Annotated in this window: 18 protein-coding genes; 6 read left to right on the forward strand and 12 right to left on the reverse strand. The window is 68.9% G+C overall.

Features of this window, described 5'->3' with window-relative positions:
- Window positions 1-441: 441 nt before the first annotated feature.
- From VUN84_11155 to ffh, 4 genes are all read right to left on the reverse strand, one after another.
- Window positions 442-1,317, reverse strand: coding sequence for a VOC family protein (locus tag VUN84_11155; GenBank protein ID XAS62879.1), 876 nt, complete (start codon window positions 1,315-1,317; stop codon window positions 442-444).
- A gap of 101 nt (window positions 1,318-1,418) precedes the next feature.
- A complete protein-coding gene (locus tag VUN84_11160) occupies window positions 1,419-2,501 on the reverse strand; it encodes an amidohydrolase family protein (protein XAS62880.1) in 1,083 nt (360 codons plus the stop codon).
- A 58-nt stretch (window positions 2,502-2,559) separates the two neighbouring features.
- Window positions 2,560-3,309, reverse strand: coding sequence for an alpha/beta hydrolase (locus VUN84_11165; GenBank protein ID XAS62881.1), 750 nt, complete (start codon window positions 3,307-3,309; stop codon window positions 2,560-2,562).
- Window positions 3,310-3,367: 58 nt separating this feature from the next.
- Window positions 3,368-4,951, reverse strand: coding sequence for a signal recognition particle protein (ffh, locus tag VUN84_11170; GenBank protein XAS62882.1), 1,584 nt, complete (start codon window positions 4,949-4,951; stop codon window positions 3,368-3,370).
- A 152-nt stretch (window positions 4,952-5,103) separates the two neighbouring features.
- Between ffh and VUN84_11175 the strand changes: the two genes are divergently transcribed.
- Window positions 5,104-6,492, forward strand: a complete 1,389-nt coding sequence (locus VUN84_11175) for a glucose-6-phosphate dehydrogenase (GenBank protein ID XAS62883.1) — start codon at window positions 5,104-5,106, stop codon at window positions 6,490-6,492.
- A gap of 79 nt (window positions 6,493-6,571) precedes the next feature.
- Here VUN84_11175 and VUN84_11180 read toward each other — a convergent pair whose 3' ends face one another.
- Both VUN84_11180 and VUN84_11185 read right to left on the reverse strand, forming a co-directional pair.
- A complete protein-coding gene (locus VUN84_11180) occupies window positions 6,572-6,910 on the reverse strand; it encodes a P-II family nitrogen regulator (protein ID XAS62884.1) in 339 nt (112 codons plus the stop codon).
- Window positions 6,907-8,271: an ammonium transporter gene (locus VUN84_11185; protein XAS62885.1), complete on the reverse strand. Its 1,365-nt coding sequence runs from the start codon at window positions 8,269-8,271 to the stop codon at window positions 6,907-6,909. The genes VUN84_11180 and VUN84_11185 overlap by 4 nt, the downstream gene beginning before the upstream one ends.
- Before the next feature lie 249 nt (window positions 8,272-8,520).
- Here VUN84_11185 and VUN84_11190 point away from each other — a divergent pair, with 249 nt between their 5' ends.
- Window positions 8,521-9,768, forward strand: a complete 1,248-nt coding sequence (locus VUN84_11190) for an MFS transporter (protein ID XAS62886.1) — start codon at window positions 8,521-8,523, stop codon at window positions 9,766-9,768.
- Window positions 9,769-9,835: 67 nt separating this feature from the next.
- On the forward strand, window positions 9,836-11,560 hold the full coding sequence (locus VUN84_11195; protein ID XAS62887.1) for a hypothetical protein: 1,725 nt from the start codon (window positions 9,836-9,838) through the stop codon (window positions 11,558-11,560).
- A gap of 116 nt (window positions 11,561-11,676) precedes the next feature.
- On the opposite strand, the gene ftsY is transcribed toward VUN84_11195, so the two are convergent.
- Together ftsY and smc are read right to left on the reverse strand one after the other, a co-directional pair.
- Window positions 11,677-12,885 carry a signal recognition particle-docking protein FtsY gene (ftsY, locus tag VUN84_11200; protein XAS62888.1) on the reverse strand — a complete coding sequence of 403 codons (1,209 nt, stop codon included), beginning with the start codon at window positions 12,883-12,885 and terminating at the stop codon, window positions 11,677-11,679.
- Window positions 12,886-12,984: 99 nt separating this feature from the next.
- Window positions 12,985-16,620, reverse strand: a complete 3,636-nt coding sequence (gene smc, locus VUN84_11205) for a chromosome segregation protein SMC (protein XAS62889.1) — start codon at window positions 16,618-16,620, stop codon at window positions 12,985-12,987.
- Window positions 16,621-16,855: 235 nt separating this feature from the next.
- Here smc and VUN84_11210 point away from each other — a divergent pair, with 235 nt between their 5' ends.
- Genes VUN84_11210 through VUN84_11220 form a run of 3 tightly spaced genes read left to right on the forward strand, consistent with a single transcriptional unit; the run spans window position 16,856 to window position 21,527 of the window.
- On the forward strand, window positions 16,856-17,878 hold the full coding sequence (locus VUN84_11210) for a 3-oxoacyl-ACP synthase III (protein ID XAS62890.1): 1,023 nt from the start codon (window positions 16,856-16,858) through the stop codon (window positions 17,876-17,878).
- Entirely contained in the window at window positions 17,872-20,559 is a 2,688-nt protein-coding gene (locus VUN84_11215; protein XAS62891.1) for an alpha/beta fold hydrolase, read from the forward strand. The genes VUN84_11210 and VUN84_11215 overlap by 7 nt, the downstream gene beginning before the upstream one ends.
- Window positions 20,556-21,527, forward strand: a complete 972-nt coding sequence (locus VUN84_11220) for an NAD-dependent epimerase/dehydratase family protein (protein ID XAS62892.1) — start codon at window positions 20,556-20,558, stop codon at window positions 21,525-21,527. The genes VUN84_11215 and VUN84_11220 overlap by 4 nt, the downstream gene beginning before the upstream one ends.
- Before the next feature lie 7 nt (window positions 21,528-21,534).
- On the opposite strand, the gene VUN84_11225 is transcribed toward VUN84_11220, so the two are convergent.
- The 4 genes from VUN84_11225 to rnc all read right to left on the reverse strand — a co-directional run bounded on the left by VUN84_11225 (window position 21,535) and on the right by rnc (window position 24,115).
- Window positions 21,535-22,101 carry a hypothetical protein gene (locus tag VUN84_11225; GenBank protein XAS62893.1) on the reverse strand — a complete coding sequence of 189 codons (567 nt, stop codon included), beginning with the start codon at window positions 22,099-22,101 and terminating at the stop codon, window positions 21,535-21,537.
- A 102-nt stretch (window positions 22,102-22,203) separates the two neighbouring features.
- On the reverse strand, window positions 22,204-22,347 hold the full coding sequence (locus VUN84_11230; protein ID XAS62894.1) for a hypothetical protein: 144 nt from the start codon (window positions 22,345-22,347) through the stop codon (window positions 22,204-22,206).
- 25 nt (window positions 22,348-22,372) lie between these two features.
- The gene (mutM, locus tag VUN84_11235) at window positions 22,373-23,344 is read right to left on the reverse strand and encodes a bifunctional DNA-formamidopyrimidine glycosylase/DNA-(apurinic or apyrimidinic site) lyase (GenBank protein ID XAS62895.1); all 972 of its coding nucleotides are present in this window, start codon (window positions 23,342-23,344) and stop codon (window positions 22,373-22,375) included.
- A 9-nt stretch (window positions 23,345-23,353) separates the two neighbouring features.
- Window positions 23,354-24,115, reverse strand: coding sequence for a ribonuclease III (rnc, locus tag VUN84_11240; protein XAS62896.1), 762 nt, complete (start codon window positions 24,113-24,115; stop codon window positions 23,354-23,356).
- Window positions 24,116-24,123 lie beyond the last annotated feature (8 nt).

The following is a 24,123-nucleotide window of genomic DNA, read 5'->3' on the forward strand; positions in this document are numbered from 1 at the left end:
GATGCACATGTTCCGCCCGCGCGGACGACAGACGGAAATGTCCGGGCGGCATCAGAAAGAGCGGACATGTCCAGCGGTCGTGCGCTTAAAGAATGGACATGCCCTCCCTTGCCCGCGACGGATGGACATATTGCCACTATGCCCGTCCCCCGCCGCGTCCAATGGACATGTCCCCAAGACTAGAGGCCGGCGGTTGGGCAAGCCCATTGATCGGCGTGAACGCCGGACATGCTCTGAGGACTGTCTGAACGTTGGGCATGTCCGTCGGTTTGAATGCCTACTTTCTAGCTCACCCGGGCCACGAAATGCCGCTGCGGACATTGGCGGCGACACGACGGCCTACGCTCAGCCGGACATGCCCTCCCCCGGCCGCGCCGGATGGACATGATGCGGCTATGTCCATCCCCCGCCGCTACCGATGGGCATGTCCCGATGGACGGGTTAGCGGACGGTGACGCGGATCCGGTTGCGCCACGGATCCTCGAAGCGCAGTTCGGCGCCGGTCTGGTGGGACTGGACGGCGGCGGTCTTGAGCCGGTCTGCGAGGGCTCCGACGTCGTCGCCGGAGGGTACTTCGATCAGCACTTCGCCCAGGCCCAGGGTGTCGCGGCGGGGTCCGGCTCCGCGGCTGTTCCACACGTTCATGGCCATGTGGTGGTGGTAGCCGCCCGCGGAGACGAAGAGGGCCTGCCCGTGCCAGCCGGCGGTCTTCTCGAAGCCCAGGGTTCCCACATAAAAGCTTTGCGCGGACTGCACATCGCCCACCTGGAGATGGACATGCCCGACGCCGGCGGCCGCCTCGCGCTGGCCGGCCAGCGACGCTTCGGTGAGGTGCTGCTCCAGGTACCGCTGCGGCGGCAGGGCGAGGCTGTCCATCACCACGGTCTTGCCGTCCCAGGACCAGGCATCGCGGGGCCGGTCCCAGTACAGCTCGATGCCGTTGCCCTCCGGGTCGTTGAAGTAGAAGGCCTCGCTGACGAGGTGGTCTGCACTGCCGGTGAAGGACTGAGGCTCAAACTGGGCAGCGGAGGCGACGGTCGCGGCCAGTGCGGACTGGTCCTCGAACAGCAGGGCGGTGTGGAAGAGGCCGGCCTCGCCGCGGGCAGGAACGTTGAGTCCGGGTGCCGGGGCGAGGTGTACCAGCGGCTTCTGCTGGCGTCCGAGGTAGAGGCCGCCGTCCTGCTCGGCCACAATCTCCAGGCCCAGGGCACGCTGGTAGTAGTCGGTCATGACCTTCATGTCGCCAACTTTGAGCATCACGGTGCCCATGGTGAGTTCGGCGGGAAGGAGATCCTGGATGCTGGTTTCTGCGCTCATATGCTCACTCCGGTGCTTGAACGGCCACCGACCTTCGATGACCTTACCTAGAGCTAAATTACTTGAAGCTTCAATTTATTCCTCATGGTCAGGCGCTGTGGCTAAAACACCGGCTCTCCGCGCAGCACGATGTGCTTCAGGGCCTGCAGGGTGGCCAGGTTTCTGCGCGGGTCCTCGGCGCAGACCAGGACGTCTGCGCCGGCGCCTTCGGCGATCGCCTGGGCCCCCAGCCACTCCCGGGCAGCCCAGGCGCCGGCGTTGAGGGCAGCTGCGGCGGGGAGCCCGGCCGCGTGCAGCGCCTGCAGCTCATCGACGATGCGGCCATGCCGGATGACACTGCCGGCGTCGGTTCCGGCATAGATCGTCACGCCGGCGTCGAACGCTTCCAGGACCCGTTCCGCCCGGCGCTCCCAGAGTGACAGCATGTGCGCGGCGTACCGGGGGAACTTTGCTCCTGCCTGGGCAGCAATGTCAGGGAAAGTGGCGATGTTGATCAGCGTGGGAACAATCGGCACGCCTTGATCGACGAAACGCGGCATATGCCGCGGGAGAAGTCCGGTCGCGTGCTCGATGCAGTCGATGCCGGCGTCGAGCATGTCATCGAGCGTGTCTTCGGCGAAGCAGTGTGCCGTAACCCGAGCGCCCTCGTCGTGGGCGGCGCTGATGGCGTCCCGCAGCACTGCGGCCGGGAAAGAGGCGGCGAGGTCACCGGCGTCACGGTCGATCCAGTCCCCCACGAGCTTGACCCAGCCGTCGCCGTCGCGCGCCTGCTTGCGCACCGCTTCAACCAGGTCCGCCGGTTCGACCTCGACGGCGAAACCGCGCAGGTACCGCCGCGTCCGGGCAATGTGCCGGCCGGAGCGGATGAGGCGCGGCAGGTCCTTCCGCTGCTGGACCCAGCGGGTGTCGTGGACAGCACCGGCGTCGCGGACCAGCAGCGTGCCGGCGTTCCGGTCAGTCTCGGCCTGCTGCTCTGCGACCTCTCCGGGAACATCCCCCTCGGGACCGAGGCCGATGTGGCAGTGCGCATCGACCAGCCCCGGGATGACCCACCCGTCGAAGACGTGGTCCGGCGCCTGGTGGGGGCGCTGGAACGTCAAAGCACCGTCCACGGCCCACAGGCCGCGGCGCTCCTGGTCCGGGCCGATGAGAACGGGGCCGCTGAATTCGATGATGCTGCTCATGCCCTACAGCCTAGGGCGCGGGCCGCACGGGCGCAGTTTTGCGCGGGCCTGACGGGCTTTAGGAGGCCTGGGCGTGCTGGTGCCGGCCGACGTCGGCAATGAACTCCCGGATGAGCCGGTCCCCTTCGGCGGAATCCTGGGGCCGGTGCCCGCCCGGTGCTGTGCGGTGCACGGCGCCGGTCTCGCGCAGGTACTCCGCGATTTCCTCGTAGAGCGGTTCCCAGCCGCCGGTCAGGACCAGTGTGGGGACGCCCGGGACAATTTGCAGCGGAGCCTCCCAGGCCGGAGCCTGTAGCCGCAGGCGGCGTGCCTCGCGCTGGTCCTCTGGACTGGGAGCGCCCATCGTTGCCTGGGCGGGGGTCTGGGCCGCGGAGATCCGGCGGACGAATTCGCGGTGAAAGTCTTCATCGCTGAGGTGGCGGCGGACGTCGAAGAGTGGCTGCATCAGGGCCCGGTGGGCCGCCGTCGCGGGCAGTTCGGCGGTAAGCGAGAGGCAGGCCGGTTCCACGAGCGTCAGCGAGTGCACCAAATCAGGACGTTCGACGGCGGCCATCATCGCCGCGATGGCCCCGTGGGAGTGAGCCACCACGTGGCCCCCGGCCACCCCGCGGGCCTCGCCGGCCAGGGCGCTGAGCACGACGCCGGCGTCGACGGTGAAGTTCGTTTCCAGCGGCTCGGCAACGGGGTCGTACCCGTGGCGGCGGAGGAACAAGGCGTCATAGCGCAGCGCCAGGCCGTGTTGTTTCGGCCACGCGGCAGCACCGAAACTGCCGGCCCCGTGGACGAAAACTACGCGCTGCTTGAACATGATCCAACCCTATGGCACCGGACCCACAATGGGCCCGCGACATATCGGCCGCGAGGGCCTATTTGCCGCCGCCGAGGAACTTGTCAAAGCCCTTGGGCAGATTCAGCTGGGAGGGATCGAAGTCGGCGCCCTGCTGGCCGAAGGCGGCGCCGGTCGGAAGAGCCTTGGCGCCCTCGGCCCGGCGGGCCTGGGCGTCCTTGAGTTCCTGGGCAGCCTTGGCGGGGTTGCCGGAGCGGGCCTTCTTCTTGGGCGCGCTCTTGGCGTTCTTGCGGGAGCCGCCGCCCATCCCCGGCATCCCCGGCATGCCGGGCATGCCGCCGCCGGCGGCCATCTTCTTCATCATCTTCTGGGCCTGGGCAAACCGCTCCAGCAGGCCGTTGACCTCGGAGACGTGCACACCGGAACCGCGGGCGATCCGGGCCCGGCGGGAGCCGTTGATGATCTTGGGGGCGACGCGTTCGTGCGGGGTCATGGAACGCACGATCGCCTCGACGCGGTCAATCTCGCGCTCGTCGAACTGCTCGAGCTGCTGCCGGATGTTCTGCGCTCCGGGCATCATCATGAGCATTTTCTTCATGGAGCCCATGTTGCGGATCTGCTGCATCTGGGCGAGGAAGTCGTCCAGGGTGAAATCTTCCTGGTCGGCGAACTTCTGCGCCATCCGGGCGGCTTCGTCCTTGTCCCAGGACTTCTCCGCCTGTTCGATCAGGGTGAGCACGTCACCGAGATCGAGGATGCGCGAGGCCATGCGGTCCGGGTGGAAGAGCTCGAAATCGTCCAGGCCTTCGCCGGTGGACGCGAACATCACGGGCTTGCCGGTGATGGAGGAGACCGAAAGTGCGGCACCGCCGCGGGCGTCGCCGTCGAGCTTGGAGAGCACGATGCCGGTGAAGTTGACGCCTTCATCGAAGGCCATGGCCGTGTTCACGGCGTCCTGGCCGATCATGGCGTCCACCACGAAGAGCACCTCGTTCGGGACGATGGCGCGGCGGATCTGGCGCGCCTGCTCCATCATCTCGGCGTCAACGCCGGTGCGGCCGGCGGTGTCCACGATCACGACGTCGTGCAGGGTGCGCTTGGCTTCCTCGACGCCGGCGCGGGCGACGGCGACCGGGTCACCGGCGGGGTGGTCCAGTTCGGTGGAGGTGGCGCCCGGGTGCGGGGCGTAGACGGGCACCCCGGCGCGCTTGCCCACCACCTGAAGCTGGGTGACGGCGTTGGGGCGCTGCAGGTCGCAGGCCACCAGCATGGGGCTGTGGCCCTGGGCCTTAAGGTACTTGGAAAGCTTGCCGGCCAGCGTGGTCTTACCGGCACCCTGGAGGCCGGCGAGCATGATGATGGTGGGGCCGGTCTTCGCGAGCCGGATCCGGCGGGTTTCACCGCCGAGGATCTCCACGAGTTCCTCGTTGACGATTTTCACGATCTGCTGGCCCGGGTTCAGCGCGGCCGAGACCTCGGCGCCGAGGGCACGCTCGCGCACCCGCGCGGTGAATTCGCGGACAACGGGGACGGCGACGTCGGCGTCCAGAAGGGCCCGCCGGATTTCGCGGACCGTGGCGTCAACGTCCGCCTCGGTCAGGCGGCCCTTGCCACGGAGATTCTTGAAGGTTGCTGTCAACCGGTCAGAGAGTGAATTGAACACGCGCCGTGCACTTCTTTCAGTGGATCTACAGATGGCGGCCGGTCCGGCACGCCAGTGTCGCGACTGATGTTCGCCTGAACGAACCGCCTCGACAACGGGACTCGACTATCTAGGGTACCAAGACCGGCCCATCAGATGGCATGCTGGCTTAGATGACCAGCCAAACGAGTGTAAAAACTTTGCTCATCCTCGGCGCCTCGGGGGACCTCACCGGCAGGCTGCTGCTGCCCGGGCTCGCCCGGCTGGTGTCCCGGGGCCGCGCCGACGGCCTGACCCTGGTGGGCGCCGGTTCGGATGACTGGACCGCGGACCGGTGGCTCCAGCGCCTTGAGGAATCCTTTGCCGACGCCAACTCCCAGGCCGACTCGGCCGGGAAGCAGGAGCTGAAGCGGATCCGCCAATCCACCAGTTACCACCAGCTCGATGTCACCGCCGACGGGCAGCTGGCCGGGCTGCTGGCCACCCTGGACGGACCGGTGGCGGTCTACTTCGCGCTGCCGCCGCGGATCAGCCAGCTCGCCTGCGAGGCGCTGAAGCCGGACCAGGTGCCCGCCGGAACCCGCCTGGTCATGGAGAAACCGTTCGGTTCCAGCGAGGACTCGGCCCGGCACCTCAACCAGACCCTGGCCGCCCTGGTCCCGGAGGACCACATCCACCGGGTGGACCACTTCCTGGGCAAAGCGACAGTCCTGAACATTCTGGGGCTGCGCTTCGCCAACACCTTCCTGGAGCCGGTCTGGAACCGCCGGTACGTGGAAAAGGTGGAGATTGTCTTTGACGAGGACCTGGCGCTGGAGGGGCGGGCCCGGTATTACGACGGCGCCGGCGCCCTCCGCGACATGATCCAAAGCCACCTGCTGCAGATCATGGCCCTGATGGCGATCGAGCCTCCGGCCTCGGTGGATGAGCGGGACCTCCGCGACGCCGTAGCCACGGTGCTGCGGGCCAGCAGCATCAAGGCGCCCTTTGCCAAGAGCACCCGCCGGGCCCGGTACACCGCCGGAACGGCGGACGGCAGGGAGGTTCCGGACTATGCCAGGGAGGACGGCGTCGACGCGTCCCGGGGAACCGAGACCCTGGCCGAGGTTGAAGTGGAGATCGACAACTGGCGGTGGCAGGGGGTGCCGTTCATCCTTCGGTCCGGCAAGGCCCTGGCCAACACCCGCAAGGAAGCGGTGGTGACCTTCCGGCCGGTGCCGCACCTGCCGAAGGGTTTCACCGGGGTGGACGCCCCCAACCAGTTGCGGATCGGCTTCGGCCCGGACACGCTGCAGTTCGACGTCGATGTCAACGGACCCGGCGACGTCCTCAGCCTGGACCGCGCCACGCTGGGGGCGGAACTCAGCGCCTCGGCGCTGCTGCCGTACGGGGAAGTCCTGGAAGGCGTCCTGGCCGGCGATCCCCTGCTCTCGGTCCGCGCCGATACCGCCGAGGACTGCTGGCGGATCCTGGAACCGGTCCTCAAGGCCTGGGGTCGGGGCAGCGCACCGTTGGAGGAATACGCGGCCGGAAGCGACGGTCCGGAGGGCTGGCCGGCCTGAGCAAAACGTAGGGCGGGCCGGGAACCTTTCCAGGTTCCCGGCCCGCCCTCTTTGTGCGACTGCTTTGTGGGACTGCCCGCTAAATGGCGGCTGAGCCGCGTTCCCCGGTGCGGACCCGCACCGCTTCGAACACGTCCATCGTCCAGACCTTGCCGTCACCGGCGCGGCCGGTGTTCGAGCTGGCGATGATGACATCGAGGATGTCGTCTGCCTGTTCGTCGGTGGCCAGGACCTCAACCCGGATCTTTGGCAGCAGGTCCACGTTGTACTCGGCGCCGCGGTACACCTCGGTGTAGCCGCGCTGCCGGCCGTAACCGCTGGCCGCGCTGACGGTCAGGCCCTGTACGCCGTAGGCTTCAAGTCCTTCGCGGATGGTGTCGAGCTTTTCAGGCCGGACGATTGCTGTGATGAGTTTCATGCTTCGACACTTTCCTTACCTGCTGCTGCGGACTTCTTGCCGTTGGACGCCGGGTCCACCGCTCCGGCCGGGGCCGCTGCGGCCTGGGCCTTGCCGGTGATGAGCTCGTGCAGCGGGGTGAAGCTTCCACCGTGGCCGCCGACGCCGAACTCGTAGGCGGTCTCGGCGTGCAGGCTCAGGTCCACGCCCACCACTTCCTGCTCCGGGGAAACCCGGAACCCCATGGTCTTGTGGATGGCCAGGGCGATGATCGAGGTCAGCACCGCTGAGTAGGCGATGGCGATGCCGGCCACTGCGAGCTGGGCCCACAGCTGGGTGAAGCCGCCGCCGTAGAAGAGGCCGCCGCCCACGCCTTCGACCGGGAGGGCGATGAAGCCCAGGGCCACGGTGCCGATGATGCCCGAGACGAGGTGGACACCCACGACGTCGAGTGAGTCGTCAAAGCCCCAGCGGAACTTCAGGCCGACGGCGAGGGATGAGGCCACACCGGCCACGACGCCGAGGCACAGGGCGCCGATCGGGCTGACGTTGGCGCAGGCCGGGGTGATGGCGACGAGGCCGGCGACCACACCGGAGGCGGCACCGAGCGAGGTCGGGTGGCCGTCACGGATGCGTTCGGTCACAAGCCAGCCGAGCATGGCCGCGGCCGGGGCGGCCAGGGTGTTGACCCAGATCAGGCCGCCCTGTTCTGCGGTGGTTGCTGCGCCGCCGTTGAAGCCGAACCAGCCGAACCAGAGGATGGCGGCACCGAGCATCACGAACGGGATGTTGTGCGGGCGGTGGTTGGGATCCTTGCCGAAGCCCTTGCGGTTGCCGATGATCAACACGAGCATCAGCGCGGCTACACCGGCGTTGATGTGGACCACCGTGCCGCCGGCGAAGTCAATCGCCGGGCCCAGGGCCTTGCCGATTGCGCCCTCCGGGCCGAACAGCCCGCCACCCCAGACCATGTAGGCCAACGGGCAGTACACCAGGGTGACCCAGACCGGAACGAACACGGACCAGGCGCCGAACTTGGCCCGGTCGGCGATGGCGCCGCTGATCAGGGCGACGGTGATGATGGCGAAGGTGGCCGCGTACCCAACCTTGATCAGTCCGTCAGGAGTGTCGATGCCCTCCAGCCCGAAGGTGGCGAACGGGTTGCCCACTATCTGCAGGAAGCCCTCACCGGAGCTCATCGAAGCACCCCACAGCACCCAGACCACACCGACCATGCCGATGGAGATGAAGCTCATCATCATCATGTTCAGTGCGGCTTTGGCGCGCGTCATGCCGCCGTAGAAAAATGCGAGTCCTGGTGTCATGAACAGCACAAGTGCTGCTGCCACCATCAGCCATACGTGACCTGCGGTAAGTTCCATGGTGCACGTCCTCCTTGCTTGGATGCGATCGGAAAGTTGTTGTTGCGGAGTCTTCTGCGTGCCTCAACGCGGTTTGCGTTCTAAGAAGATTTTGTCGGTGGCGTGTTTCGCCGGCGGAGGATTTAGATTGCCGGGGTGTTACAAGAACCTCCCGGAAGTAAATGGTGCAATTCCTTCTTGTTACGGTTATGTTTCACGCGATCCAACACCGTGCCCTCCCCCACGCCACACCGCCAGGAAGCCACCACCATGAGTAAGTCCCGCCGCCCCGAGGGTTCCCCGCCCCGAGCCGTTCCACGGACCGGTGGAAAGGCTGTGCTGCCCCGGGACATCAAGGTGATGCTGGTGGCCGCCTTCCTCATCGCCCTCGGCTTCGGCCTCGTGGCCCCCGTCCTCCCCCAGTTCGCCACCACCTTCGACGTCGGTGCGACGGCGGCCGCCGTGATCGTGAGCATCTTTGCGTTCATGCGGCTCGTCTTCGCTCCCGCCGGCGGCGCGCTGATTGTCCGGCTCGGGGAACGCCCGGTCTACGTGGCCGGCCTGCTGATTGTGGCGGCGTCGACGGCGGCGTGCGCCTTCGCGCAGGACTACTGGCAGCTGCTGATCTTCCGGGGACTCGGCGGCGCCGGCTCGGTGATGTTCACGGTGGCGTCGATGGCCCTGGTGGTCCGGCTGGCGCCGCCGGAAAGCCGCGGCCGGGTCTCCGGGGCCTACGCCTCGGCGTTTCTGATCGGCAACGTCTGCGGGCCGGTGGTGGGCGGCCTCCTGGCCGGTTTTGGCCTGCGGGTGCCGTTCCTGGTCTACGCGGGGGCCCTGATCCTGGCAGCCCTCGTGGTGCAGACCCAGCTGAGCCACGTACCGGCCGGCTCCCGCCCGGACGGGGGCACAGCTCCGGCCATGGAGCTGCGCACCGCCCTGCAGGACAGCGCCTACCGGGCGGGGCTGTTCTCCAGCTTCGCGAACGGGTGGGCCACCTTCGGGGTGCGCATGGCCACGGTGCCGCTGTTCGCCGTCGCCGCTCTGAACGCTGGCCCGGAATCGGCGGGCTGGGCGCTGGCGATGTTCGCCGCGGCGAACGCGGTGGCCCTGACCTTCTCCGGCAAACTCGCCGACAGCCTGGGCCGGAAGCCGATGATGATCTCCGGGCTGCTGGTCACCGGCACAGCGACGGCGTTGATCGGCTTCACCCACGAGCTGCCCTGGTTCCTCGCCGCCACCGCCGCCGCCGGCATCGGGTCGGGCCTGCTGGGCCCGGCGCAGCAGGCGGCCATGGCCGACGTGATCGGCAACGAACGCTCCGGCGGGCGGGTACTCGCGATCTTCCAGATGTCCTCCGACAGCGGCGCGATCGTCGGCCCCGTCCTGGCCGGGCTCCTGGCAGACCGGCTGGGGTACGGCTGGGCCTTCGGCGTCACCGGCGGCATCCTGATTGCCGCCGCCGCGGGCTGGCTGCTGGCCCGGGAAACATTCCAGCGCCCGGCGGCGCGCGCCGCCTGAGAGCATCCAGCAGACGGACTTCGTTAGGCTGTGGGGAGTCCCCACGCAGAAGCCGGAGAATTTTTACATGCCATCCCACGAAGGTCCGCCCGAGCCCACCCCGGGGCCCACCCCCGATGACAGTTCCCCCGACGGACACCCCGACGGAACGGCAACGCGACAGAAAAGGCTCCGTCCCGCCGTCGTGATCTCAGTGCTCGCCGTCCTTGCCGTGCTCGCGTCCCTGGTGCTGTTCCTGCGGCCCACGACGTCCGGCGACGCTGCAGCGTCCCCCGCCCCGAGCACCAGCGCCAGCGCCACCCCGGCCCCCGCCTCGGCGAAGGCTGCGCCGTCGCCGACCAAGGATCCGTTCTACAAACAGCTCGGCCCGCCCGCCGGCTCGCCGCTGGAACCGGTGGCAGCACAGCAAGTCACCGTTTCAGCGGACCCGGTGGGTACAACTCTGAACAAAAGCACCGCCGGACTGTCGCTGGAGGCCACGGACCTCGGCGATCCGGCCCTCACCGCGGACAACGCCTCCATGGTGGCGCTCCTGAAGCAGATGGACCAGCCGTTCCTGCGGTTCGGCGGGCGGGCCGTCGACCGTCGCTTTTTCTGGACCTCCTCCGGGGAACCCCTGCCCGAGAACTACCGAGGGGATAAGGCGCACGTGCCCCGGGCGGTCGGCCCGGCAGACCTGGCCCGGGTGGCTTCGCTGCTGAAGGCGACCGACGCCAAGGTCACCATCACCGTTGACCTCGGACACTATGACCCGGCCCGGGCCGCGGACCTGGTCAAACACGCCACGGAAATTTTCGGTGACCGTCTTCTCAGCGTCACCGTCGGCAACGAACCGAACGGGTACGCCGCCGACGGGGTCCGTCCGGCGAGCTACATCGTGGCGGACTACCTCAAAGAACTGCAGGCCTATGCCGCTGCGATTTACGCGGTGGCACCCAACCTGCCGATCTCAGGGCCCGGAACCTACGACGAAACCTGGTGGCAGCCCTTCATCGACGTCAAACTGCCGCAGCGCAAGATCCTGACCTTTCATTACTACGCCCTGTTCAGCTGCGATGGCAGCACCCCCACCAGCTCCCCGGTGATGGGCAACCTCATGAACGCCAACATGCACCAGCGCAACATCGAATACCTCAATGAGGCGCTCAGGGCCGGAAACGCGGCGGGAATCGAAACCTGGCTGCCCGAGACCGGCGCCTCAACGTGCCCGGGGTCGAACGAGATCACCAAAACACATGCTTCGGCGTTGTGGGCGGCCGACTACAGCCTGAACGCCGCGCAGCTCGGCATAGCCAAACTTGCCTTCCACAGCTCCCTGCTGACGTGCGCCGGCGGACCGCCCATGTCAGCCATCTGCAACGGCGGCCCGTACCTCAAACCGGACGGCGAGCTCTCCGCACGGGCCAATTTCTTCGGCATTGCCATGGTCAGCCAGCTTGAGGGCGGAAAGTTCCTGAAAAATATCAGCACCGGCGGCGGTCTTGCCACGTCCTACGCCCTGCAGAACGCGGACGGCAGCACCACCGTGGTCCTGGTCAACGAAAACGAGCCGGAGAAGGCTGCCCAAACGGCCGTCACCCTCGACCTGCCGGGCAAGGCCCGGACGGGCACCATGAGCCAGCTCACCGGGCCCAGTTACGCCTCGCAGGATGGCACGGCCATTGACGGAGACAAATCCGGACCGGTTCCACTCGCCGACCGGGCCACGGTGGAGGGCTTCAAGCCCGGTTCCGCGACGCAGACGTTCAAGCTGACGGCCGGCACCGTGACTGTCCTGAACTACACGTACTAGACGAACGTCCCGTCCTAAGACCCCTTAAAGGCAACTGGCTCCCGGGTGGTGCCGTTCAGTTCAGCGAACGGCACTACCCGGGAGCCAGCCGGGTTTAAGCGGTGCGGCGGCGGGGCCTAATTCAGGATGGCATCGACGAAGTTCTCGGCGTCGAACGGGGCGAGATCGTCCGCGCCTTCGCCGAGGCCGATGAGCTTGACCGGGACGCCGAGCGACTTCTGAATGGCCACCACAATGCCGCCCTTGGCGGTTCCGTCCAGCTTGGTCAGGACGATGCCGGTGATGTTGACTACCTCGGCGAACACCCTGGCCTGGTTCAGGCCGTTCTGGCCGGTGGTGGCGTCCAGGACCAGAAGCACCTCGTCCACCTCGGCCAGCTTCTCGATGACGCGTTTGACCTTACCGAGCTCGTCCATCAGGCCGGTTTTGTTCTGCAGACGCCCGGCGGTGTCAATCATGACGACGTCGACTTCCTGGTCGATGCCTGCCTTGACCGCCTCGTAGGCGACGGACGCCGGGTCAGCGCCGTCGACGTCGGACTTCACCGTGGGAACACCGACGCGGCTGCCCCAGGTGGCGAGCTGCTCGGCGGCGGCGGCTCGGAACGTATCTGCAGCCCCGAGCAAAACGTCCTTGTCCTCGGCGACGAGCACCCGGGCGAGCTTGCCCACCGTGGTGGTCTTGCCGACGCCGTTGACGCCCACCACCAGCACGACGGCGGGCTTGTCGGCGTGGCGCTGGACCCGCAGCGTGCGGTCCATCGTGGGGTCCACCAGCTTGATCAGTTCCTCGCGGAGCAGGGCTTTGACCTGCTCCGGGGAGCGGGTGCCAAGCACCTTGACGCGTTCCCGCAGTGCGTCCACGAGCTGCAGGGTGGGCTCGGTGCCGAGGTCGGCGAGCAGGAGGGTTTCCTCCACCTCATCCCAGACGTCCTCATCGATCTTGTCGGCGGAGAGCAGGGCCAGCAAGCCCTTGCCGAAGATGTTGTTGGACCGGACGAGCCGTTCGCGCAGGCGGATCAGGCGCCCTGCCACCGGCAGCGGCGTCTCCACGGGGACGGTTTCCAGTCCGGCGACGTTGTCCGGCACGTCAACCGTTTCCAGGCCCTCCAGGTCGACGCCGTCAGGTGCGTTCCGGTCCCGGGTGGGAGCAGGACGGTCTTCCAGGAGGGTTCCGCCGGCACCCGGCTGCACAGGATCGTTCTCGTCCCGGGTTCCGGGGTAGTTGGTGATGTTCTTCCGGGTCTTCATTAGAACCGGAAGGAGCGCACCGAGGACCACCAGGGCGGCAAGAATGGGCAGGAGAATGGGGAGGATGTCGTTCACTCCCCTAGCTTCTCACAAACCGGAAAGCGGCCGCGGAGCCGGAAAACCGGAGCGGACGGGCCCCGGCCCCCGGGCCGGCCGGGGCCGACGGGCCGCTGTTTAGGTCTGGACGCCGAGGCGCTGGCTGATGACGGTGGAGACGCCGTCGCCGCGCATGGTCACGCCGTAGAGAGCGTCGGCAACTTCCATGGTGCGTTTCTGGTGCGTGATGATGATCAGCTGGCTGGACTCGCGCAGTTCCTCGAAAATGGTGATGAGCCGGCTTAGGTTGGTGTCATCCAGGGCCGCTTCCACCTCATCCATGACGTAAAAGGGTGAAGGCCGGGCCTTGAAGATTGCGACGAGCAGGGCCACCGCGGTCAGCGACCGTTCGCCGCCGGAGAGCAGCGAGAGCCGCTTGATCCGCTTGCCCGCCGGCCGCGCCTCGACCTCGATGCCGGTGGTGAGCATGTCGGTGGGGTCGGTGAGGACCAGCCTGCCCTCACCGCCGGGGAAGAGCCGGGCGAAGATTCGGACGAACTGCTCCGAGGTGTCCTCGAAAGCCTCGGTGAAGACCTTCTGGACGCGCTCGTCCACTTCCTTGATGATGTCCAGCAGGTCCTTCCGGCTCGCTTTGAGGTCCTCGAGCTGGGCGCTGAGGAACTGGTGGCGTTCCTCGAGGGCGGCGAATTCCTCCAGCGCCAGCGGGTTGACCCGGCCCAGCGCGGACAGGTCTTTTTCGGCACGCTTCAGCCGTTTCTCCTGCTCCTCGCGGACGAAGGGTTTGCCGGCCACGATCTCGCGGCCGTCTTCATCGACCGGCGCACGCAGGGCAGCCCATTTGTCGCCCGATGCCGTAGCGGCGACGGGGACGGGCTGGTCGGGGCCGAAACCGGCCACCAACTGCTCGGCGGTCAACCCCAGTTCCTCGATGCTGCGAAGTTCCAGGGCTTCGATTCGGAGGCGCTGCTGGGTGCGGGCCAGTTCGTCGCGGTGCACGGAGTCGGTCAGCTCGGCCAGTTCGCGGGCCAGCGCGTCGTTGCTGCCGCGCACAGCGGCGAGCTCGGCGTCCATCTGTTCCTTGCGTTCCTCGGCGCTGTCCCGTTCCTGCCGGGCGAGTTCCACGGAGACGTCCAGGAAACCGATGACTTCGGCGACGGCGGCGGTGACGGCCGCGGCGCGGTGCGCCTGGAGCCGGCGGCGGCGGGCCCGTTCGGCGGCTTCCTCGCGGGCGCGGCGTTCGGTGGCGGCGGCGCGCTCGAGCGACGAGGCCCGGTTGCGGGTAGCGGTGAGCTGCTCTTCGGCGCTGCGCAGGGCGAGCCGGGCGTCCATTTCGGCGCTGCGGGCCAGTGACGCGGCGAGAGCCAGCGCGTCCCGGTGTTCCGGGGACGGTTCTTCCTCGGCCGGAGCTTCCTGGGCGGCGGCGAGCCGTGCCGCCACCGCGGTCAGCGTCTGCTGTTCGGTCACGATGTTGGCTTCGGCTTTTGCGAGGGAGGCGGCGAGCCGTTCGCTCTCGCCGACGGCGCTGCGCAGCACGGAGTTCAGGTGCCCCAGACGTTCGGCGACAGCCGCCAGCCGGGCATCGGAATCATGGAGTTTCTCGAGGGCCGCGTCGGCGCGGCCCTGCGCCGCGGCCCGCCGGTCCCGAGCGGCGGCGAGGGCGAAGCGGTGGCGCTCCAGCTCGGCGGTCACCGCGGCAAGCCGGGCGGACGCGTCGTCCACCGCTGCCTGCACCTCCAGCAGCGACGGTGCCGTCGCGGAGCCGCCACTCACGCTCAGCGCCGTGAGCACATCCCCGGCCAGGGTCACGGCGGTCAGGCCCGGACGGGCGGCCACCAGGGCCGCTGCGGCGTCCAGGTCATCGACGACGGCGATGCCCGCCAGCAGCGCGGTCAGCGGCAGAGGCGGGGCGGCAGCGTCGGTGCCGGATGCTGTGATGAGCTCGGAGGCCCACCGGGCGCCGACGGGCAGGTCGGCGCTGGGAGTCCCGGCTTCGGGCTGCGGCGCCCCGCCGGAGGGGAGATCCGGACCGGCGGCGGAAGGGACCTCGGACAGCAGCAGGGCGGCCCGGCCGGCGTCGTCGTCCTTCAGGTTCCGGACGGCGGCGGCCGCAGCCGCGCTGTCCCGGACCACGACGGCGTCGGAGGAGGCGCCGAGGGCCGCGGCAACGGCGGCCTCGAAGCCGGGCTCAACGGTGACCATGGACGCCAAAGAGCCGAGGACCCCGGGGAGGCCCGAGCCGAGGACGTGCCCGGAGCCGTCCTTGCGGTTCAGTCCCAGTTGCAGGGCGTCGCGGCGGGCCATCAGGGCCCCGCGCTCGCGCTCAGCGTCGCGTTCGGCTGCTGTGAGCGCATCGATGTCGGCCGCGACGGCGTCCAGGGCCGCGCTGGCGTCCTCATAGTCGGCGTCGAGGGTTTCCTCGCCGTCCTCCACGCCGGCAACCTGGGATTCGAGGGCGGTGAATTCGCTGTGCGCCTGCCGGCGGCGTTCCTCGCCCGCCTTCAGGGATTCACGGAGCCGGCCGAGTTCGGCCTGCGCGGCTTCGACCCGGGAGCGTGCGGCACCCACCTGTCCGGCCAGTTTGGCCAGGCCCTCGCGGCGGTCCGCGGCGGCGCGGAGCAAGGAGGCGAGCCGCTTGTCCTCGGCCGCTGCGGCGTTTTCGGCGTCCTGTTTGGCCGCCGTAGTGCCGTCCAGGGTGCCACGGCGGTCCACGATCTGGCGTTCCAGCCCGGCCTGTTCCTCGCGGACGCGTGCGGCCTGGCGGTCCAGCTGGTCGGGGTCGCGGCCGGAATCCGGCACGGCGTCGGCGGTGCCCAGCAACCGGCGCCGTTCCTCGGCGAGCGAGCCCAGCGAGCGCAGCCGTTCCCGGCCGGTGGAGAGCTGGTACCAGGTGTCGCGGGCTGCGTTGAGCTTGGGCGTAGCCTCGGCCGCGAGGTGTTCCAGGCTGGCTTGCCGCTGCCTGCCGGTCTCAAGTTCCTGCCCGACGACGCCGCGCCGGGCTTTGAGCGCGCTCTCGTCCGCGACGTCCTGGGCCAGGGCGGACTGCTGCTGGACGAGGTCGTCCGCGAGGAGGCGGGAGCGTGCATCCCGGACTTCGAACTGCACACTCTGGGCCCGCCGGGCTACCTCGGCTTGTTTGCCCAGCGGCGTGAGCTGGCGCCGGATTTCGCCGGTGAGGTCGCTGAGGCGGGCGAGGTTGGCCTGCATCGCTTCGAGTTTGCGGACCGTTTTTTCCTTGCGGCGGCGGTGTTTGAGGATGCCGGCGGCTTCTTCAATGAAGCCGCGCCGGTCCTCAGGGGTGGCATGGAGCACCTTGTCCAGTTGGCCCTGCCCCACGATGACGTGCATTTCCCGGCCCAGGCCGGAGTCGGAGAGGAGTTCCTGGATGTCCAGGAGCCGGCAGCCGGCGCCATTGATGGCGTATTCCGAGCCGCCGGTGCGGAACAGCGTGCGGGAAATCGTGACTTCGCTGTATTCGATGGGCAGGGCGCCGTCGCTGTTGTCGATGGTGAGGGAAACATGCGCGCGGCCCAGCGGCGGGCGTCCGGACGTGCCGGCGAAAATCACGTCCTCCATTTTGCCGCCGCGGAGGGTCTTGGCGCCTTGTTCGCCCATCACCCAGGCCAGGGCGTCCACCACATTGGACTTGCCGGAGCCGTTGGGTCCCACGACGGCGGTGACGCCTGGCTCGAATTCGAAGGTCGTCGCCGAGGCGAAGGACTTGAATCCCCGGACGGTCAGGCTTTTCAGATGCAAGGTGTTTCTGGTCTCCTGCTCGGCGGACGCGGGTGGTGGGGACAGCCGCGGATACCTACAATCTACTGCGGGGCAGGGACATTTCCGTGCAGAACCTGAGGCAACCACGGGGCAGTTGCCTCAATTTGCAGATGCAGGAATGGATTGGCACCGGGCATAGTTAAGCTCTTGGGCTTGTGCTCAAAGGCGGGGTTAGCCGCCGGAGCGCAGGACAGACACGAACAGAGGCTTGATTTTGATAGGGAATGCAACATTCCGGCACCGCAACACCGCCCTGCTTGCGGTGAGCAGCGTCGAGGCTCCGAGGATCATCAGTTCCAAGGATTTTGACCACAAGCTGGCTTCGACTTTGCACCGGTTGAAGTTTCCCCCGCGGCTGCTCGAACGGGTGGCCGGCGTCACCCACCGGCGATGGTGGGCTCCCGGGACCTCGTTCGACGACGCCGCCATTGAAGCGGGCGCGAAGGCCCTGGCCGAGTCCGGCATCGAGGCGTCCGAGGTGGGTTTGCTGATCAACACCTCCGTGACGCGGCGGAACCTGGAACCGTCGGTCGCGGTGAAGATCCACCATGGACTGAGCCTCCCGTCGTCGGCGATGAACTTCGACCTCGCCAACGCCTGCCTCGGATTCGTCAACGGCATGACCCTGGCGGCTAACATGATCGACTCCGGCCAGATCAAATACGCGGTGATCGTCAACGGCGAGGACGCCCAGGCGACGCAGGAGGCCACCCTGGCCCGGCTGCAGCGGCCGGAGACCACCCGCGAAGACTTCAACCGCGAGTTCGCCACCTTGACGCTGGGCTCGGGGGCGGCTGCTGCGGTCCTGGGCCCGGCCGACGACCATCCCGGCGGCCACCGGATCCTCGGCGGTGTGATGCGCGCCGGCACCGAGCACCATGAGCTGTGTGTGGGCGGCATCGACGGCATGGCCACGGACACCAAGGGCCTGCTCGACGGCGGCCTGCAGCTGGTGGTGGATGCCTGGCACGAGGCGCAGCCGGAGTGGGACTGGGCTTCGATGGACCGTTACGTCACGCACCAGGTGAGCACCGCCTACACCCAGGCGATCATCGACGCCATTGACTTGGACCCGGACAAGGTGCCCATCACATTCCCGCACTGGGGCAATGTGGGACCGGCTTCCCTGCCCATGACCTTGGCCGCCGAGGCGCAGAACCTCGGCGCCGGGGACCGTGTGCTGTGCATGGGCGTCGGTTCCGGCCTCAACACCGCCATGGTGGAAATCGTTTGGTAACCGCCGACTGGCCCGGCGTCGACCCCGAGTGGTCGCGCGACATCGAGGTGGCCTCCAGTTCCGCCGGGGACGCGCCGGGAACCGTGCGCCGCTGGCACCTGCTTGACAACGGCGCCCAGCTCAGCCGCCGCGGCCTGGCTCCGGCCGGCACCCTGCTGTGCGTCCACGGCAACCCCACTTGGTCCTACCTCTGGCGGACCCTGCTGGCCGCCGGATCCGACCCCGCGCAGCCCTGGCGCGTGGTGGCCGTGGACCAGCTGGACATGGGCTACTCCGAGCGCACCGGCACGTTCCGGCGCCTGACGGACCGGATCACAGACCTTGGCGACCTCACGGACGCACTGGAGCTGGACGGCCCGGTGGTCACGGTCGGCCACGACTGGGGCGGCGTGATCAGCCTTGGCTGGGCCCTGGACCACCCGGAGCAGCTCGCCGGCGTGGTTCTGACCAACACTGCCGTCCACCAGCCGGCCGGCTCCCCCATCCCGCCGGCGCTGCGGCTGGCCCTGCACCCGGCTGTGCACCGCTGGGGAACCACGACGTCGGATGCCTTTCTGCGGGTGACGCACTCCCTGGCCCACCCGCCGTTGACCCCTGAGGTCCGCAGCGCATTCATGGCCCCCTACCGGGGCGCCGCCCGCCGCGCCGGCGTGGGGAATTTTGTCGCGGACATCCCTGCCGACGCGTCCCATCCCAGCTTCCCCGCGCTCACCCGCGTCGCTGACGGCCTGCACGGACTCAAGGTTCCGGCGCTGATGCTCTGGGGACCGCGGGATCCGATCTTCTCCGACCGGTACCTCAAGGACCTCATTACCCGGCTGCCCGAAGCGAAAGTACACCGCTTCGAAGGAGCCGGGCACCTGGTCGCCGAGGACAGGGACATCGCCACCCCCATTTTCGAGTGGCTCGCCGGGCAGGCCCCGGACAGCCGTCCGGTGGGCGCCGACAGCCGTCCGGTGGACGCCGACACCTGCCCGGTGGATGCCCCCACCCCTTCCGCACCGCCGCTGTGGGCGCCGCTCACGGAGCTCGCCGCCGGACCGGCCGGCACGGACACCGCCGTCGCGGAAATGGCAGCGGACGGCACGGTCGCCCGCTCGCTCAGCTGGCTGGACCTGGAACGAAACGTCGCCGCCGCCGCGGCGGGACTGCAGGAGACCGGCGTCGGGCCCGGCAGCCGCGTGAGCCTGATGGTGCCGCCGGGCGTGGACCTGACAGTGGTCCTCTACGCCTGCCTGCGGCTGGGCGCCGTGGTGGTGGTGGCCGACGCCGGCCTCGGCACCCGCGGCCTGAGCCGTGCCGTCAAGGGCGCCACTCCGGATTTCCTGATCGGCATCGACAAGGCTCTCGCCGCCGCAGCAGTGCTCGGCTGGCCGGGGCGCCGCATCAGCGTGCGGGAGCTCCCGGCAGCCCAACGCCGGCTCCTCGGCGTCGAGACCTCCCTGGCCGCCCTCGCCCGCCGCGGCAAGCTCGGGACCGGGACCACGCCGTCCATGCAGGTCCCGGATCCGGACGCGCCCGCTGCGGTGCTTTTCACCTCCGGATCCACCGGCCCCGCCAAGGGCGTGCTGTATACCCACCGGCGGCTGGCGGCGATGCGGGACACCGTGGCCGCGACGCTGGGCATTCAACCCGGTGCGCGTCTGGTGGCGGGTTTCGCGCCGTTCGCCCTGCTGGGACCGGCCCTGGGTGCCGTCTCCGTGACGCCCGCCATGGATGTGACGGCACCCCGGACCTTGACGGCCCAGGCACTGGCGGACGCCGCAGCGGCCATCGGCGCCACCGTGGTCTTCGCCTCCCCCGCGGCGCTGCGCAACGTCCTCGCCACCCGGGACAGCCTGAACCGGGCGGGGCACCAGGCCCTGGAGCGTGTGGAGCTGCTGCTCTCCGCCGGCGCGCCCGTGGCCGAACCCCTCCTCGCCGCCGTGCAGGAGCTCCTGCCCTCCGCCTCCCTGCACACCCCATACGGGATGACCGAGGCCCTGCCCGTGACGGACATCAGCCTCGAACAGATCCGCGCCGCGGAAGCGGACGCGGCCGCCGGAACGATGGCCGGCGCCGGGAACGGCGTCTGCGTGGGCCTGCCGGTGCACGGCGCCCGCGTGGCCCTCATCCCGCTCGCGGCCGACGGCACGGCCCCGGGCGACAATCCCGTGACCGTGCCGGCGGTGACCGGTGAGATCCTGGCGTGCGCTCCGCACGTGAAGGAAACCTACGACAGGCTCTGGCTGACCCAGCGCGACAGCGCCCACACGGCAGGCTGGCACCGGACCGGCGACGTCGGGCACCTCGATGCCGCTGGCCGGCTTTGGGTGGAAGGACGACTCGCGCACGTCGTGACGGCACCGGATGCCTTCATCACGCCGGTGGGCGCCGAACAGGCCATCGAACGCCTGCACGGCGTCGGGCTGGCCGCTGTTGTCGGCGTGGGCCCGGCCGGGACGCAGGCCGTCGCCGCCGTCGTGGAGACCATTCCCGCCGCCCGCCGGGCCGGTCCTGCCGCGCCCCAGCTTGCGGGCCGCGTCCGGGCGGCGGCCCGCAAGGCCGGCGTCAGCGTCTCCGCCGTCCTGGTTGTCTCGTCCCAGCCCACCGACATCCGCCACAACGCCAAGATTGACCGGACCCGCCTGTCGCGGTGGGCATCGGCAGTACTGGCCGGCGGCCGCGCAGGCACCCCATGAAGGTCCTTGTCACCGGCGCGAGCGGCCTGCTCGGCGGGGAAGTCGCCCGGCAACTCGTGCGCCAGGGCCATGACGTCACCACGTTCCAGCGCCGGCCCGCGGGCGTCGACGGCGCCGCGGACCTGACGGGGTCCATCACCGATGTACACGCCGTCCGGCGCGCACTCGCCGGCGCCGAGGGCGTCATCCACCTGGCCGCGAAGGTGTCCTTCACCGGCCGGGCCGCGGACTTCGACGCCGTGAACGTGGAGGGCACCCGCAGTCTGCTCCGCGCCGCCGGCGACGCCGGCGTGCGGGATCTGGTGTTCGTCTCATCCCCGTCGGTGGCCAACTCCGGGGCTGCGATTGCCGGACTGGGTGCCGAGCCGGCGGACCCTGCCTGTGCGCACGGCGAGTATTCCCGGACAAAGGCCGAGGCCGAACTGCTGGCGCTGGCCGCTAACTCGCCGGAGCTCCGGGTCGCGGCGGTGCGCCCGCACATCGTATGGGGCCCGGGTGACACGCAGCTGGTGGAACGGGTGCTGGACCGTGCCGGCCGCCGTCGGCTGCCGCTGCTCGACGCGGGAGCGGCTCTGATCGACACCACCTACGTGGACAATGCCGCCGCAGCCATCGTCGCCGCGCTGCATCGGATGGACCACGTCTCCGGCCGGGCGCTGGTGGTCAGCAACGGCGAACCCCGGCCGGTGGGCGAACTGCTGGCGGGGATCTGCGCCGCCGGCGGCGTCCCGGCGCCGTCGTGGTCGGTGCCGGGCGGGCTGGCCCGGGCGGCAGGATCGCTGGTGGAAAAGGTGTGGCTCCGGTCCGGGCGGGCGGAGGAACCGCCCATGACCAGATTCCTGGCCGAACAGCTTTCCACCGCGCACTGGTTTGACCAGCGGGAAACCCGCGAACTCCTCGACTGGGTTCCGGCCGTGTCGCTGGACGAGGGCCTGGCGAGGCTGGCCGGGCACTACGGCTCCCGCTAGAAAGGCCTCACCGCCGCGTTTGAAGGGCCCTGGTGTAGAGCGCGGGGTCGTTCCTGGTCTCAGCTGAGACCACGAGATGGCTGCTGTTCAGGCGCTGCACGAAGTAGCCCCGGTAGGGCAGCACGAGGACGGTCGTCAGCCCGTCCTGCCATGCATCAATCAGTGCCGGCAGGCTGTCCCGTTCGGAGCGGGAGGGAAACGCCGGGATCGTCTGCATGTCCCACGCAGTGAAGGCCGCCAGATCGAATCCGTCTTCGCCGTACTCGATGGGCCAGAACGGTGGCACGATCGGGTGGAGATCCTGTCCGGGGCGGGAAATGTCCCGCATCTCGTCCTGCGACATTGGGCCGTCCTGGACTCTGCTGACGTCAAACCAGGCCCAGCTGCGGGCCCATTGCTGCCTCCATCGTTTCTCCCACACCTCGCGGCTGGCTGACACCGGGATCCTCGACGTCCCGGTCGCAGGCACGGGGCTGAGCTCCGGAATGTCAACGTCCTGGGCGACTGACCATGCCTGTCGGATGAACAGCAGCATTTTCAGGTGCTGCGCATGGTCCTCAATCGTGATGGTCATGCCCTTCGGCCAGGCGGTTCGCTGTTTTGACTCTATTCCCCACATCGTGGCTCCTCCTTGCTCCCGCCGGATAGAGAACCGCGGGACCGGGCAACCCAAGCATCAGAGGTGAACCGCCGGTAGGTCAAGCAGGCGGGCTCCGTTTTCCCACAGCACGGCCCGCAACCATTCCTCGCCCAGGCCCAGCCGGGACAACGCCCCCAGCTCAGGTATCTCGTGGTCATCGCGGGGACTTGTGATGGCCATGCTTTTTTCCACGCTGCGGGCTGGCCTACCAGCGGCCGTTACGTGGCCGGGGCTGGCAGATCGGGCAGGAATAGGACGAGCGGTTCATGAACTGTTCCCGCTTCATGATGCTGACGATTCCGGCCGCGGCGCAGCGCTTGCACTCCAGGCCTTCGCGGCCGTAGGCGTTGAGCGAGCGGTCGAAGTAGCCGGAGGCGCCGTTGACGTTGACGTAGAGCGAGTCGAAGCTGGTTCCGCCGGCGGCGAGGGCGTCGGTCATGACCTCACGGGCGGCGTCAAGGACCCGCAGCGCGTCGGCGCGGCGCAGGGTGTCGGTGGGTCGGGCATAGTGCAGCCTGGCTTTCCACAGGGCCTCGTCCGCGTAGATGTTGCCGATTCCGGAGACGAGGCCCTGGTCCAGCAGGGCGCGTTTGAGACCGGTTTTGCGGGCCCGGAGCCGGCGGTAGAACTCGTCGAAGGAGAAATAGGGGTCCAGCGGGTCCCGGGCGATGTGTGCGGCTTCCCCGGCGATCAGCGGCAGGGGCGTTTCGGCGAGGCCGCCGGGACCGCCGTCGGCCGTGGGGACCAGCGAGGTGAGGAAGAGCCCGCCGAAGATCCGCTGGTCCACGAACCGGAGCTGTCCGGGCATGCCCTCTGCCGGGCTGAGGCTCAGCCGCACTTTGAGGTGTTTTTCGTCGGCCGCCGAGGAGTCCTGCATGAGCAGTTGCCCGGACATGCCCAGATGCGCCATCAGGGCGACGCCGGGGCGTCCCGCGTCCCCTTGGCCGCTGTCGGGGGAATCGAGGGGCGTGTCCGCCAGCGGCAGCCAGAGGAACTTGCCGCGCCGGACCACGTCAAGGACGCGGGCGCCTTCCAGGTTCCCGGCGAAGTCCTCCGGGCCGAGCAGGTGCCGGCGGACGGAGCGTGGGTCCACCACCTGGACAGCGGTGATGGTGCGGCCGCGAACCCAGCTCACCAGGCCGCGGCGCACCACTTCAACCTCGGGCAGTTCCGGCATGGTGCGCGGCTAGGCGCCGGTCGTGGACGGCGCGTCCTGCGCGCCGGGGTCCATGGGTTCGCCGGCGGCGGCGGGTGCGGCAGACGTGGCCGCGGGTGCTGAGAGCCTTCGCCAGGCGTCCGCGGCGGCTTCCTGCTCGGCTTCCTTCTTGGAGTTGCCGGAGCCGGAGCCGTAATCGTTTCCGCCGATCCGCAGAATGGCTTCGAACGTCCGGGCGTGGTCCGGGCCGGAGCCCTCTACTGCGTAGTTGATCGTGCCCAGCTGGCGGCTCGCGGCGAGTTCCTGGATGCTGGTCTTCCAGTCCGTGCCGGCACCGAGCGCGGCAGCGTCGGCCAGGAGCGGCCCGATCAGGCGCATGACCAGCTGGCGGGCTGTCTCGATGTCGTTGGAAATGTAGGTGGCGCCGATCAGCGCTTCCATGGTGTCCGCGAGGATGGAGGCCTTGTTTTTGCCCTCGGTGAGCTTCTCGCCCTGGCCGAGGTAGATGTACTCGCCCAGGCCGATGCTGCGGCCGATGCCTGCGAGGGCCCGGGTGCTGACGACGGCGGAGCGGCGCTTGGCCAAGTCCCCTTCCGGCAGCGTGGGGTTGTCGCGGTACAACGCGTCGGTGACGGAGAACCCCAGGATGGAATCGCCCAGGAACTCGAGGCGTTCGTTGGTGGGGATGCCGCCGTTTTCGTAGGCGTAGGAACGGTGTGTGAGCGCAAGACGAAGCGTCCCGGCGTCAATAGTGACACCGAGACGCTTCAGAAGCTCTTCAGTTGAAGACATCTTAGTCA

Source organism: Micrococcaceae bacterium Sec5.8, assembly GCA_039636775.1.
GTDB lineage: Bacteria > Actinomycetota > Actinomycetes > Actinomycetales > Micrococcaceae > Arthrobacter.

Excerpts from the sequence above, each read along its gene's own strand:
- VUN84_11155 (XAS62879.1), bottom strand. The coding sequence starts at position 1,317 with ATGAGCGCAGAAACCAGCATCCAGGATCTCCTTCCCGCCGAACTCACC.
- VUN84_11160 (XAS62880.1), bottom strand. The coding sequence starts at position 2,501 with ATGAGCAGCATCATCGAATTCAGCGGCCCCGTTCTCATCGGCCCGGAC.
- VUN84_11165 (XAS62881.1), bottom strand. The coding sequence starts at position 3,309 with ATGTTCAAGCAGCGCGTAGTTTTCGTCCACGGGGCCGGCAGTTTCGGT.
- VUN84_11175 (XAS62883.1), top strand. The coding sequence starts at position 5,104 with ATGACCAGCCAAACGAGTGTAAAAACTTTGCTCATCCTCGGCGCCTCG.
- VUN84_11180 (XAS62884.1), bottom strand. The coding sequence starts at position 6,910 with ATGAAACTCATCACAGCAATCGTCCGGCCTGAAAAGCTCGACACCATC.
- VUN84_11185 (XAS62885.1), bottom strand. The coding sequence starts at position 8,271 with ATGGAACTTACCGCAGGTCACGTATGGCTGATGGTGGCAGCAGCACTT.
- VUN84_11190 (XAS62886.1), top strand. The coding sequence starts at position 8,521 with ATGAGTAAGTCCCGCCGCCCCGAGGGTTCCCCGCCCCGAGCCGTTCCA.
- VUN84_11195 (XAS62887.1), top strand. The coding sequence starts at position 9,836 with ATGCCATCCCACGAAGGTCCGCCCGAGCCCACCCCGGGGCCCACCCCC.
- VUN84_11220 (XAS62892.1), top strand. The coding sequence starts at position 20,556 with ATGAAGGTCCTTGTCACCGGCGCGAGCGGCCTGCTCGGCGGGGAAGTC.
- VUN84_11225 (XAS62893.1), bottom strand. The coding sequence starts at position 22,101 with ATGACCATCACGATTGAGGACCATGCGCAGCACCTGAAAATGCTGCTG.
- VUN84_11230 (XAS62894.1), bottom strand. The coding sequence starts at position 22,347 with ATGGCCATCACAAGTCCCCGCGATGACCACGAGATACCTGAGCTGGGG.
- mutM (XAS62895.1), bottom strand. The coding sequence starts at position 23,344 with ATGCCGGAACTGCCCGAGGTTGAAGTGGTGCGCCGCGGCCTGGTGAGC.
- rnc (XAS62896.1), bottom strand. The coding sequence starts at position 24,115 with ATGTCTTCAACTGAAGAGCTTCTGAAGCGTCTCGGTGTCACTATTGAC.